This window comes from Chthonomonas sp., from assembly GCF_035294505.1.
Lineage (GTDB): Bacteria > Armatimonadota > Chthonomonadetes > Chthonomonadales > Chthonomonadaceae > Chthonomonas.
Genome location: NZ_DATGKU010000154.1, coordinates 1 through 12,273, shown reverse-complemented (window position 1 = coordinate 12,273; position 12,273 = coordinate 1). Strand labels below are relative to the sequence as shown.

Annotated in this window: 10 protein-coding genes and 1 CRISPR repeat array; of the genes, 5 read left to right on the top strand and 5 right to left on the bottom strand. The window is 57.3% G+C overall.

Annotated features, from left to right (window positions below; all coding sequences use genetic code 11):
* Window positions 1-4: 4 nt before the first annotated feature.
* Window positions 5-724: a hypothetical protein gene (locus VKV18_RS08565; protein ID WP_324203790.1), complete on the bottom strand. Its 720-nt coding sequence runs from the start codon at window positions 722-724 to the stop codon at window positions 5-7.
* A gap of 302 nt (window positions 725-1,026) precedes the next feature.
* Here VKV18_RS08565 and der point away from each other — a divergent pair, with 302 nt between their 5' ends.
* Entirely contained in the window at window positions 1,027-2,415 is a 1,389-nt protein-coding gene (gene der / locus VKV18_RS08560; protein ID WP_324203789.1) for a ribosome biogenesis GTPase Der, read from the top strand.
* A gap of 40 nt (window positions 2,416-2,455) precedes the next feature.
* Here the strand turns inward: der and VKV18_RS08555 are convergent, their stop codons facing one another.
* The 3 genes from VKV18_RS08555 to VKV18_RS08545 all read right to left on the bottom strand — a co-directional run bounded on the left by VKV18_RS08555 (window position 2,456) and on the right by VKV18_RS08545 (window position 5,652).
* Entirely contained in the window at window positions 2,456-4,357 is a 1,902-nt protein-coding gene (locus VKV18_RS08555) for a VWA domain-containing protein (protein WP_324203788.1), read from the bottom strand.
* Between the two features lie 2 nt (window positions 4,358-4,359).
* Complete coding sequence (locus VKV18_RS08550; protein WP_324203787.1) at window positions 4,360-4,665, bottom strand: hypothetical protein; 306 nt, start codon at window positions 4,663-4,665, stop codon at window positions 4,360-4,362.
* Window positions 4,666-4,749: 84 nt separating this feature from the next.
* Window positions 4,750-5,652: a sugar phosphate isomerase/epimerase family protein gene (locus VKV18_RS08545; RefSeq protein ID WP_324203786.1), complete on the bottom strand. Its 903-nt coding sequence runs from the start codon at window positions 5,650-5,652 to the stop codon at window positions 4,750-4,752.
* Between the two features lie 165 nt (window positions 5,653-5,817).
* On the opposite strand from VKV18_RS08545, the gene VKV18_RS08540 reads away from it, so the two are divergent.
* The 4 genes from VKV18_RS08540 (at window position 5,818) to bcp (ending at window position 9,639) form a co-directional block, all read left to right on the top strand.
* Window positions 5,818-6,936, top strand: a complete 1,119-nt coding sequence (locus tag VKV18_RS08540) for a Gfo/Idh/MocA family oxidoreductase (RefSeq protein ID WP_324203785.1) — start codon at window positions 5,818-5,820, stop codon at window positions 6,934-6,936.
* 54 nt (window positions 6,937-6,990) lie between these two features.
* Entirely contained in the window at window positions 6,991-7,371 is a 381-nt protein-coding gene (gene queD / locus VKV18_RS08535) for a 6-carboxytetrahydropterin synthase QueD (protein ID WP_324203784.1), read from the top strand.
* Window positions 7,352-9,106, top strand: coding sequence for a Rieske (2Fe-2S) protein (locus tag VKV18_RS08530; protein WP_324203783.1), 1,755 nt, complete (start codon window positions 7,352-7,354; stop codon window positions 9,104-9,106). Before queD ends, VKV18_RS08530 begins: the two co-directional genes overlap by 20 nt.
* Window positions 9,107-9,183: 77 nt before the next feature.
* Window positions 9,184-9,639 (top strand): thioredoxin-dependent thiol peroxidase, encoded by a 456-nt coding sequence (gene bcp / locus VKV18_RS08525; protein ID WP_324203782.1) that lies wholly within the window; start codon window positions 9,184-9,186, stop codon window positions 9,637-9,639.
* A gap of 180 nt (window positions 9,640-9,819) precedes the next feature.
* On the opposite strand, the gene VKV18_RS08520 is transcribed toward bcp, so the two are convergent.
* Window positions 9,820-10,728: a Kdo hydroxylase family protein gene (locus tag VKV18_RS08520; RefSeq protein WP_324203781.1), complete on the bottom strand. Its 909-nt coding sequence runs from the start codon at window positions 10,726-10,728 to the stop codon at window positions 9,820-9,822.
* 606 nt (window positions 10,729-11,334) lie between these two features.
* A CRISPR array of direct repeats spans window positions 11,335-12,240; the repeat unit is 37 nt; unit sequence GTTTCAATCCCCACCAGCTCCGAAGAGCCGGTGACAC.
* Between the last annotated feature and the right edge of the window lie 33 nt (window positions 12,241-12,273).

Genomic DNA, 12,273 nt, shown 5'->3' with positions numbered 1-12,273 from the left:
CTCACTATTTCTCCCCATTGGGGGACGCTATCAGTTGACGCAAGCGCTGTAAGCCCTCCGCAGCATCCTGGCGCCCGGTCACGATCAATCTATTGCCAAAGATCGGTACCAACCTTCTTTCAAGTTCAGAGCGAAAGCCGTTGCGCGAAGTTACCCCACAAAACCATACCGCCTTCAAAGAGCCTATCTGAGCCAGCTTTTTGGCCTCCTCAACGGTCGTGCTGGGGTTTTCGTCCTCACCATCGGTCAGCATTAAAATGGCGGTTGGCTCACCCTGCGCCTGATCGGCGCTCGCCTCGCGCTCCATCTCCTTAAACGCTACCGCCGGAAACGTGCCCCAACTCGTTGGGTGCAACGCCATCACCTCGTCCTCCGTCGGCCAGAGGTCTTCCGGCCGCACCGGCACAAGATCGGCAAACTTATGCGCATTCACATCAAACGACCATATCTCCACATGCGATCCCTGCGGCAGCACCTCGGCCACCGTTTCATCCAGCACACCGAACATCTGTTTGCGCGAATGCATGTGCACGCTGCCCGTCACATCGGCCCCTACCAGTAAGTCCACGCTCTTGCTCGAACGGGCATGAGAAAACATATAGGCGCCAGCTCCTACCAGCCCCATAATAAGCGCGAGCGCCGCCACGGCGGCGATCATTTCAGAAGGCTGGAACGACCCCAGCTTTCTCCCATTCTGACCTCCGCGTTCGCTCCATCGAGCCATAATGCCCTATCTCCTCCCCTTAGATGAAAACAGTGCCTCGATAGGAAAGTATACGGCTAAATAGCCTGCTCTATTCTCAAGACACAGAAGAGTTCTTGCCAGAAACCGGCAAATCCTCCTTCTATTAAAGACGTTTGCCGATAAGAACGGTTTCCACCAACTCCCTCCTTGACAGAATCGCCGATCTACGGGTAGATTTACAAATAGGTTGCGACTTCGTCTATTTGAGCGGTTTATCGTACGACTCTCCATCCATCCTTGCCCGATCAAATTGATGTGTAACTTTTCGCGTAGAATGAGCCATGAATCAGATCAAGCCCAACCGTCCTCTTGTTGCTATCGTTGGTCGCCCTAATGTGGGCAAATCGGCCCTCTTTAATCGGCTTGTGGGGCGTCGTGTTGCCATTGTGGAGGACACACCGGGCATTACCCGCGATCGGCTATACCAACCGGCCCAGTGGCGTGGGCACCACTTCACCGTCATTGATACCGGCGGAATTCTCTTTAGCGATCAAGACCCTCTCACCGTGCAGGTTCGCGCTCAAGCGCAGATCGCCATGGAGGAGGCGGCCCTCATCCTTTTTGTGGTAGATGCCGCCAGCGGCCTTACCCCTACCGACCAGGAGATCGCCGACGTGCTCCGGGCCTCTCTCCGCCCCGTTCTTCTCGTGGTGAATAAAACAGACAACCTTCGGCTAGAACAACACGCCGCCGAATTCTACACCTTAGGTTTTCCCGACGTGCATACCGTCTCCGCCATTCACGGGCATGGGGTGGCCGATCTGCTTGATCGCGTTGTCGAGCTTTTACAACAAGAGAGTGCGCTCGCTCCCAGCGACGAGGCAGAGGAGGAGCGAATTCGCCTCGCTATCGTCGGGCGCCCCAATGTGGGCAAGTCCTCGCTGCTGAACGCCATTCTCGGTGAAGAGCGGGCCATCGTAAGCCCCCTGCCCGGCACCACACGCGACGCGCTCGACACCTATTTCACTTGGAGCGAGCAACCGCTTACCCTTATAGATACCGCCGGCATTCGGCGCAGCGGAAAAGTGCAGGGCACCGTGGAGTACTATATGGTGCTTCGCGCCAGAACCGCCATGGAACGCAGCGATGTGGCTTTGGTGGTGCTCGACGCCGAGGCCGGCATTACCGACGGCGACAAACGGGTAGCCCACCTTGCTCAAGAGGCCGGGCGAGCTTGCGTTATTGTCGTCAACAAATGGGACCTCATAGACCCTCAAATTCTACGCTCAAAAGGGAAACTCTCTTCGGCCTCACGCAGCCGTATTCTCAAATTTACCGAGCAGTTCCGTCGTGAGTGCTCTTTTTTGGACTATGCCCCTCTCGTGTTCGTTTCGGCAAAAGAGCGATTCGGAGTGACCGATGCCATCGAAACCGCCATCGAGGCGGCCCAAAACCATGCCCATCGCATAGCTACCGGAGAGCTGAATCGCCTCATTCACGAGGCCACATCGAAACATCCTCTGCTCGATAAAGGGCGTGCATTCAAAGTCTACTATGCCACCATGGTAGGCGTGCGGCCTCCCACCATCGTGCTTTTCTGCAACGAACCGGAGATGTTTCACTTCTCCTATCGTAACTATCTGGAGAACCAGCTGCGCGCCGTCTATCCCCTAGAGGGCACCCCCATTCGCTTCCTCACCCGCAAGGCCGAAAACCGTCCCAAGGTGTAACCTGCCGGCGTGTTGGCCGCGCGATTAGTCTTACCGCACGCTATCCTCGCACAAAAAACGGACGGCGGTGGAACAGATACCACTCGAACCCTAGTGCGATCAGAGCCAACAGCGCCAGCCAGGGCAAGAAGGGGTGGAAAACCACAACCGGTCTACCGCGCTCGGCCTGCGGGTTTGGCGACTCAAACGGCAGCCTTTTCACCGGCGCAATGTTGGAGGCGTCGGCGTTGTTCAAGCTAATAGCAAACAACCCCCTATCGTTTCCGCTACGCCCTCCGGTGCCTACCGGATACCCCCCTATCACCGAATAGAACCCGCACTGGTCGGTGTCGTTAAAGAGCGCTCGGCCATCCGGGCCAAGGGGCACTTTTTTTACGGAGCCGTTGGGCAAACGCACCGAAACCGCCGAAACCCCTGGGGCCGCCGCCAACGTTACCGGCTGCCCGGCGCGCGAAGGCAAACCTTCCGTCTCCTCACCCGTCGCCAGCCAGCGAACGCTTTCCGAAACCAAAATGGGAAACGCCACCGACAAAGGAAGCCGAGACTGATCGGGGTCAAACGCAAAGAAGAGCGAGCGGGTGGGGCCATCCTCTCCGGCCACGATCAACGGCCCCGAATCGCCGGTTACCACTTCGCGTGCCCACGGTTTTGGTGTAGACAACAGCACATCGTCGAAGCGCTGATTGGTTAAATCCACATAGCGCATCACGGGGTCGGTATGTTGCCAATCCACCGTCTCCATGCTCGCCGTGGCGCCGGTAAGTTGTGCCGGACTGCGGTCGCCGGAGCAGTGAATGAACAGGTAGTGCCCCGGCGGAAGCGTTTTTGGCGCCGTGTTATAAAAAATAACCACATCGTATTTGCGTGCCGTGACATCGCCCGGATAGTTTGGCGCAACATCCACCTGAAGATCGGGGTCTACCTCCAAAGCGTTCTCTAAAAAGAGGTTCTCCGGCCCCGTCAACAAAACTCGAAATAGGCGTTTGGGTGCCAGCACCAGGTAGGCCGTATTGTCGGTGCTAAGGTCGTCCTTTACATCCAAACGAAACGTCAGCGAAAGCGGCCCCGCCGGCTCCGGCATGGCATAGGTTTCGGTATGCATAGCCCCCGGAGCAAGTGAAACTTCACGTGCATCTAGCAACTGTTTGCCCGCGTAAAGCTCCTCGATGAACTTGCGTGGTTGAGAGGCGAAGTTCTGAGTAGACGCCAGCACCTCTAGCCCATGCTGATAGCCCACAAGCCTACGATAGTCAAAAGCGACGATGCCCACATTATCGTCGCTTTTGCCCACGGTGTAGGCACGCAAGCCAACGTTGTTGCTTAGGTTGAGCGAGGCCGTATCCATGCGCGAAAAACAGCCATCGGTCACCAGCTCTATCAGCCCGCCATTCCCTGTTGTCTGCGCCAGCTCCGAAGCCAGTTGCAGCGCCGTATGCATGTCGGCGGGCGCCTCCGTTGCCTGCAGGTTGCCGATGGCCCGCCGCAACTCGGTGCGATTATCGGTAAAACCGGTAAGGGCTTGCGGGGAGCTACCGGCAGCGATGAGGATCATCCTATCTCCCGGATGCATCTGGCCTACAAGGCGATAGGCCACCCGTTTGGCCTCGTCAAGACGGGTGGGAGAGCCATCGGTTGCCCGCATCGTTACCCCGGTATCTACCACCAAAACAAGCGTGCGCCCTCCACGTGCAAGCAATCGAAGCACGGGTTGGGAGAGCGCCAAAACCAGCAGCAGAGCGATGAGCAGCTGCACCAACAACAACGGGTTGTAGCGAAGCTTTTGAAACGGCGCGTTGGCCTGCACATCGCGAATGACCTGCTGCCAAAGGTAGAGCGAGGAGACCTCTACATCCTTCCGACGCAGTTTCAAAATGTAGAGCAGAATAATGGCGCCCCAAATGGGAGGCAGCCAAAGCAGGCTCCAAGGGCTGAGCAGGTGCATGGCTAGAGGATCCGTTGATACTGAGGTTTTCCCTCTTCCTGAAGAGGAGCGGCTACACGTTGCGACTCAAGCGCTTGCACACGACGCTCCAGATTCTGCAGCGCGGTGTCGAAGCTGAGATCGCACTGCGTGGTCGTGTCGCGTAGCGCTTGCAACTCCTGACGCAGAGAGGCGATCTCGGCGAGCACCTCACTTTTCATCCGCTCGCGCGTCTCTAACTCTATTTTTTTAACCTTCCGCAGGTGCTCCGTCCAGATAGCCGATAACGGCACGCTAAACACAATAAGCACAATGAGAACACTTATCATCCTTCTTCTCCTCTCTGCAGAGCGTGCAGCCTTCCTAACATTGTAGACCAAAAGCGGCCTTTTTCGGTTTCGGGAAATCCGTCTTCATGGGAGATGATACTTGGCCATTTTCTCACGCAGGAACTGGGCCGACTGCTTTAAGTGCGCCATGCCCTGCTCGGCATCCTCCCCATCTTCGATGCTAACCCACCCTTGAAAGCCCACCGAAGCGAGCAACGCGAAAATCTTATCGTAGTCGTTCATGCCCTGCCCTATCACACCATGACGCAGGAAGGGCGCATAGCCCTGTTGAGGCGAGTAGGCCAGACGACGCAACTCCGTCAGAGAACCTCCTTCCAGATAGCGATCGCTGGCGTGCATGCTGATGACCCGATGTTTTACCTGTTCGAGGAGGGCTATGGGATCGTCGCCTGCTAAAAGGGCATTGGAGGGATCGTAGTTCACACCAAACCACGGCGAAGAGGGAATAAGCGACAGCAGTTCCAAAAAGCGCTCCTGTTGCCAGGCTAGTTCGGGGTACTGCCAGAACCCATCTTTGTAGTGGTTTTCCAAGGCCAGCTTCACCTGAAAACGCTCCGCTGTGGGAAAAAGCTCTTCTATGGCCTGCGCCGCAAGGCGCAAGCCCATCGGCACATCGAGGTCGGGGCGCGCCTGTCCGCTGAGCACACGGCAGGTCTCCGCCCCAAGAATCGCTGCCACCTCCACAGCCCATCTGGCCCTCTCGATCTCGGCCCTCCACGCCTCGCGCTCCGGTTGGGTAAAGTCGGGCGAGTAGCACAACATGGCGATCCGAAGCCCATGTCTTTCGGCTTGTCGGCGCAATGCCTCCAGGTGCCTTGGCGAATCGTGAGGCAGAAATCGCCAATAAAGCTCCAACCCGTCTATCTCCAAATGGGCCGCTGCCAGGTCAATCCACGCTTCGGGGGTCATGGTGCGGTCAATGCAAAGGGCCTTGAGAAAACATTTCGGAAACGCTGCTAATGGCATGTTGGCCTCCTTTAATAAGGGAAGATTCGTTATCTACCGCGCTCCCTCCTGCCATCCTCTCGGTTCGCCCGGCTCTGCAACACGCCCCACCGCACCTAGCATGGGGAGAGAAGAGGTATCCTAAATAGAGCAACTTGTTGAGGAAGGATGGACTTCAGAGCGCATATGACGACAGACACAACGCCCACACGCATCGGCATCATCGGCTGCGGCAACATCAGCGACATCTATTTCGAAGCGGGAAAACGTTTCCGCAACCTCGAAATTGTGGCCTGCGCCGATCTTCTCATGGAGCGTGCTAAAGAAAAGGCGGAAAAGCATGGTGTGCCCAAAGCGCTTTCGGTAGACCAACTGCTGAGCGACCCAGATGTTGAGATCGTTGTTAACCTTACCATTCCCAAAGCGCACGCCGAGGTGGCCTTGGCAGCGTTGGAGGCCGGCAAACATGTGTACGGCGAAAAGCCCTTAGCCGTCTCTCGCGAGCAAGGCCGTCGTATGGTGTCCCTCGCCAAACAGAAGGGACTGCGCATCGGTTGTGCACCCGACACCTTTCTGGGTGGGGGGCACCAAACTTGCCGCAAACTTATTGACGATGGCGTCATCGGCGAGCCTGTTGCGGCATCCGCCTTTATGCTGTGTCACGGCCACGAGTCGTGGCATCCCGATCCGGAGTTCTATTACGACAAAGAGGGCGGCGGCCCCCTGTTGGATATGGGGCCTTACTACCTTACCGCTCTCGTGAATATGATCGGCGGGATACGACGCGTGGCGGGGGCGGCGTGCATCACGTTCCCTGAGCGCACCATTACAAGCCAAAAGAAGTACGGCACCAAAATCGTGGTCGGCACGCCTACCCACATCGCTTCCACACTCGATTTCCACACGGGGGCCATCGCCACCCTGGTTACCAGCTTCGATGTGTGGGCACACCACATGCCCAACATTGAGGTCTACGGCACCGAAGGCTCTCTGCTTGTGCCCGACCCCAACGGCTTTGGCGGGCGCGTGTTGGTAAAGCGCCACGATGAACCCGAATGGCGTGAAGTGTCCCTCGTTTACGGATATACCGGCAACGCGCGAGGCCTGGGAGTGGCCGATATGGCCGCCGCCATCCGCTCGGGCCGCGCCCACCGCGCCTCAGGAGACCTTGCCTTCCATGTGCTCGATGTGATGCTGGGCATTTTAGAATCGTCCGAGCAAAACAAGCACTACTTTCCAGAAACCGCGGTAGACCGGCCAAAGGCGCTGCCGCTAGGCCTTCAGGACGGCGAGATAGACGCCTAGCCTAACGGGCGCTGGCGCACCGCCCTAGGCGGTTGTGGAAGGAGGCGATACGAATTGGAGCTGTTCAAGGAGTTTCAGATCGAGGCGGCGCATCGCCTTCCGCATGTGCCGGAGGGCCATAAATGCGCGCGTCTGCACGGACACTCTTTTCGTATCACCATCTACGTTAGTGGCTCTGTTGACCCCCATGTGGGTTGGGTTATGGATTTTGCCGACATCGCCGCGGCCTTTCGCCCGCTTCAAGAGATGCTTGACCATCGTTACCTCAACGAGATAGAGGGGCTAGAAAACCCGACGAGCGAGAACCTCGCCCGATGGATTTGGCAAAGGCTTAAACCTCGTCTGCCAGGGCTAAGTCGCATTGTGGTGCAAGAGACTTGCACCAGCGGTTGTGTTTATACAGGAGAACAAGACCATGGCAACCTCCATTTCTGAATCGTTTGTACCCGTAGCCGATCTGGAGCAACTGAAAGCCCAAGGCTGCCTTACCGCCGAAATCGAGGGGCGAACGGTGGCCCTCTTTTGGCATGACAACCAGGTTTATGCGGTGGATAACCGCTGCCCGCACATGGGTTTTCCGCTGCATCAAGGCAGCCTTCGTTGTGGCATCCTCACCTGCCATTGGCATCATGCCCGCTTTGACCTCGCGACAGGGGGCACTTTCGACCTTTGGGCTGACGACGTAACCGTTTTCCCCACGCGAATAAGCGATGGCAAAGTTTGGGTGGACATGCGCCCTGCCCGCGAAACCGACTTAGGCAAGCACCGCAAGCGCCTAGAACACGGCTTAAAGCACAACCTAAGGTTGGTCATTGCCAAAGCGGTGCTTGGGCTGGAGGGTTTTGGGGAGCTTGGGCACCGGCAGGCGCTGGAGGTAGGTGCCGATCTGGGCACACGCCATGCCCGCGACGGCTGGAACGCCGGCCTTACCATTTTCACGGCCATGGCCAATATTCTGCCGGCCTTAGAGGCAAGCGATCGGCCTTTGGCGCTCTACCACGGTCTTGGCCATGTTGCCCCCATGGTGGCGAACCAGCCCCCTCTTTTTCTTCCCGATCCCTTGCCGCAAGCGCATGTCGAGCCGGAGCGGCTTAAGGCCTGGTTTCGCGAGTTTATCGAGGTACGCGACAGCATCGGCGCCATGCGTGTTCTTCACACGGCTATTATGGCAGGCCACCCGCTTTCGCACCTTGCCGACATGATCTTTGCCGCAGCGACCGACCACCTCTACCTTAGCGGTGGCCACGCGCTCGATTTCGCCAACAAGGCTTTCGAGCTGTTGCAGCAGGTAGATGCCCGCTTTACGCCGCAAATTCTTCTCAGCGTGGTGCCTGTCCTGGCCAACGGGCAGCGAAGCGAAGAGTCGGCCAGTTGGCGCCATCCCATAGACCTGGCCAATCTGCTAACTGCCGCCTTCTCGGAGCTACCGAAGACTCTACAGAAGGCTCGCCCCGCCCCATGGCGGTGTACCCCAGCCTTTCTAGAGCTGCTGCTGGGCGAAGACCCTGTTGCCATTGTGGAAAACCTGCAAGCCGCCCTGCTTCAGGGGGCCACCTTCGAGCAACTTGCCGGTGCCGTTGCTTTGGCCGCAGCCCATCGCATCGCCTATTTCCGAACCTCCAACGAATTCGGCGACTGGATAACAGTTCTGCACTCGTTTACCTATGCCAACGCGGTTCACCAGGCCATGCGTCGCGCCCCCTCTTTAGAGCTTCTACGCGGCGTTTTCGACGGTGCTCTCAGCGTCTATCTCGCCAGGTTCCTTAACACCCCACCCGCCCCTCTACCGCGCCCGCTTAACACCATTCAAGAGCCTTTAACCGCCCTGCTCGACAAACTTAACAGCCAAAACCAGGTGGAGGCGGTGGCTCAGCAGGTAATGACCTGGCTGGCTCACGGCGGTTCGGAATCGGAGCTGCTGGCCACTTTGGGGCATGCGCTGTTGCGAGAGGATGCCGAGTTCCATACCTATCAGATGGTCGAGGCCGGCTTTCGCCAATATCGCGACTACGGCAATACACCCGAAGGTCGTGTTTTGCTTGTGGCGATAGCCCGCTATTTGGCCGCTCACTGTCCTACTTCTCGGGCCAATCTGCAGACCTACCAGGTGGCCTTGCGGCTTCATCGAGGGGAAAATCTTTATGCGCCGGAGGACAACGATTCTCCCTAGCATGGAGGTTGGTTCGCTTCCATGCTCTACGGAGGGTTGTGTTTTCTGCCTAGCTTTTTTCGTAAAGAGGAGGTTTTATGCTGAAGGAAGGCGATCTCGCCCCCGACTTTACGTTGCCCGATCAGGAGGGCAACCCGACAACGCTTTCGCATCTGCGCGGCAGAACGGTGGTGCTGTTTTTCTATCCGCGGGCCGACACGCCTGGCTGCACGGCGGAGGCCTGTGGGTTTCGCGACATGGCCGAGCGATTTCGAGAGCGCGGCGTGGAACTTTTAGGCATCAGCACCGATCCGCCGAGGGCGCAGGCCAAATTCGCCGAAAAGTACGGGTTGCCCATGCGCCTCCTTGCCGACACCGAACACAAGGTGGCCGAGCTATATGGGGTATGGGTTGAGAAAAAGCGCTATGGCCGCAGCTACATGGGGGTTGAGCGACAAACGTTTGTTATTGGCCCAGACGGTCGCCTTGTAAAGGTTTTTCATAAGGTCAAACCCGAAGGCCATGCTGCGGAGGTTCTCTCCGCGCTCAGTTAGGGTGAAGCCTCTTTGCAAAAGGGCGATAGCCAACAGTCAGCAGCGCTTTCTTTGAGACTAGGGCGGCCCAGCGGGTCGCCCTTCTCGGTATGGAGTGGGCGATTGGAGGGCAAGTTTACCGTCGGGGCAAGCCGGTTTTCTGTCGTCCGCCTCTGTTTTCTCAAGCTGGCAAGGGAGCGTTTATGCGGAGGGCGCCAGCGTTTTACCGGCAAGTCGTTCCAGCACGGCCACCGGTGCCCATTCTGGGTGCTGCATGGCGCTACGCGGCACGATGCAGGTCTGTTCCAGGGCATACTGGCCGGAGGTTACGGCATGGGCGATTTGGTCGGTGAAGCATATCCAGCTGGAGCCTGGTGGAAAGTGGAAGGTAAAGAGGCGCTCATTTTTTTGAAAGTTCTCGTTGGCTTTAAGGAAGTGATGGAATCCCATCATAAACTGATCGTAGGGGGAAGGGACATCGGCGCGAACGCCCACCAGGCGCGTGACGTAGGCTCCGGTTCGTTGAAGCGTTGCCGTTAGGCCGGTTACTTTACCCAGTCCGGCCTCTTTGGCATAGCGTTGTGCGAGCTGATCAAAGGGGCCTGCGGTTACCCAAACGCGGTCGCGGTCGGGGCTAATGTTGGTAAAGAGTCGCAGAATACGCCCCCCATGGGTGGGGCGTGTAGGGAAAGCATCCACATGCATCAGGTCATTTCTACGGCTCAGGGGCAGGTCTCGGCCTTGTTCCTCGAAGGGTCGAAAGCTTGCGTAGTCCACCTTCCAGGCTTTGGCGTAGGCGGGCAGGAGGTTGGCGAGGAACTGAAGGGCTCCATGCGCATAGGCTTTCATAATCCGTTTAAGGCGTTCGGCATCTTCTGGGGTTTCGTTTTGAGCACCGGTCAATTTATCGAGGGGTGTTTTGTAGGCGATATTTTTATGGATTTTTGTTTCGGCCTGATGTTGACCACGGAGAAAGGCAGCATCGTCCTCTGTTGGGGCGAATGGGGTTTGACGGAGGAGAAGGATGTTCCCTTTTTCGAGGTGTTCATAAAGCTCGGCAGCGTAGTCGGTTTGGCCTATTCGTTCGGGCTGGATAGGTACAAGCTCCATAGCTTCTATCCTTTCATTCTCGTGGCATTTGGGGTTGGGTTTTAGGCAGTTACGCCCTTTTATTTGCTGGGGATATTATAGCCCATTTTCACTTACGAGGTGGTTGTTGTTCACATCTTCATTCTTTTTCTCGTTCAATTCTCACGGAGGGGGAGGAGCGCCCTGCCCCAGCGTTGGCCTTGAGGGGGAGTGGGGGTAGGGGCCTTGAGATGTCGGTGCCACAACGTAGGGGCAGATTGCAAACCTGCCCCTATCAGGGGGTTTCGATCCTCACTGAGGGGAAGGGCGTCGGCCTTGAGGGCGATGGCGTGTGCCTTGAGGGGAAGGACGTCGGCCTTGAGGGGAAGGGCGCCCTACCCCAGAAAATCTTGCGATTTTCTGGGGCTCCCTGTATCGGCCTTGAGGGAAGTGAGGGTGGGGAGCCTTGAAGAGCCGGTGATACGAGTGTCGCCTTCGGATCGAAGGCGACGGTCACTTTGAGCCGAAGTGAGATAGACAACTGTCATTTCGAGCCGATGATACAACTGTCATTTCGAGCCGAAGGCGAGGTGTTCACCGCCAGGTTCCCCTCCCCCTCTGTAGAGCGAGGACATCAGAGTCCCCTGTGTTTCAATCCCCACCAGCTCCGAAGAGCCGGTGACACATCGAGCGGTACGACTGGGACAACGAACAGATCATGTTTCAATCCCCACCAGCTCCGAAGAGCCGGTGACACGTCAGCATCTTCGGACAGCAAAGCCCTTATACCGTTGTTTCAATCCCCACCAGCTCCGAAGAGCCGGTGACACGCGTCTTTGCGGTCGGTCTTGTTCGTTTGTCTGGCGTTTCAATCCCCACCAGCTCCGAAGAGCCGGTGACACTTGATCCCGAAACGTGCCCCAAGATTTTTATTAGAAGTTTCAATCCCCACCAGCTCCGAAGAGCCGGTGACACCAAAGCCGTTCAACACCGGCATATCGCACCGAAAACCGGTTTCAATCCCCACTAGCTCCGAAGAGCCGGTGACACGTAGATACGGCCGCACAGTATCTCGATGGACTCTTCGGTTTCAATCCCCACCAGCTCCGAAGAGCCGGTGACACGAACAGGGAACAATTTTTATCGTCTCTATGCTCGTGTTTCAATCCCCACCAGCTCCGAAGAGCCGGTGACACTAGAGTTGGCGTCCATGCTAGAGGTAAAAGTAGAAGTTTCAATCCCCACCAGCTCCGAAGAGCCGGTGACACGCTCAGCCTGTGGTTGGTCATCTCCCATAGTGAGAGTTTCAATCCCCACCAGCTCCGAAGAGCCGGTGACACCAGGACGGCAGTGCTCAGAGGAGGCAACGGTCAGGTTTCAATCCCCACCAGCTCCGAAGAGCCGGTGACACGAAATAGGAGGAAACAAATGAAAAAACTGAAAGTGGTTTCAATCCCCACCAGCTCCGAAGAGCCGGTGACACGTGCCATCAGCACGCTAAGCCCTACGATAGCTACGTTTCAATCCCCACCAGCTCCGAAGAGCCGGTGACACGCGGCCACGAGGAGTGTGTCCGGATAGTCCAAG

Excerpts from the sequence above, each read along its gene's own strand:
- VKV18_RS08565 (WP_324203790.1), bottom strand. The coding sequence starts at position 724 with ATGGCTCGATGGAGCGAACGCGGAGGTCAGAATGGGAGAAAGCTGGGG.
- der (WP_324203789.1), top strand. The coding sequence starts at position 1,027 with ATGAATCAGATCAAGCCCAACCGTCCTCTTGTTGCTATCGTTGGTCGC.
- VKV18_RS08555 (WP_324203788.1), bottom strand. The coding sequence starts at position 4,357 with ATGCACCTGCTCAGCCCTTGGAGCCTGCTTTGGCTGCCTCCCATTTGG.
- VKV18_RS08550 (WP_324203787.1), bottom strand. The coding sequence starts at position 4,665 with ATGATAAGTGTTCTCATTGTGCTTATTGTGTTTAGCGTGCCGTTATCG.
- VKV18_RS08545 (WP_324203786.1), bottom strand. The coding sequence starts at position 5,652 with ATGCCATTAGCAGCGTTTCCGAAATGTTTTCTCAAGGCCCTTTGCATT.
- VKV18_RS08540 (WP_324203785.1), top strand. The coding sequence starts at position 5,818 with ATGACGACAGACACAACGCCCACACGCATCGGCATCATCGGCTGCGGC.
- VKV18_RS08530 (WP_324203783.1), top strand. The coding sequence starts at position 7,352 with ATGGCAACCTCCATTTCTGAATCGTTTGTACCCGTAGCCGATCTGGAG.
- bcp (WP_324203782.1), top strand. The coding sequence starts at position 9,184 with ATGCTGAAGGAAGGCGATCTCGCCCCCGACTTTACGTTGCCCGATCAG.
- VKV18_RS08520 (WP_324203781.1), bottom strand. The coding sequence starts at position 10,728 with ATGGAGCTTGTACCTATCCAGCCCGAACGAATAGGCCAAACCGACTAC.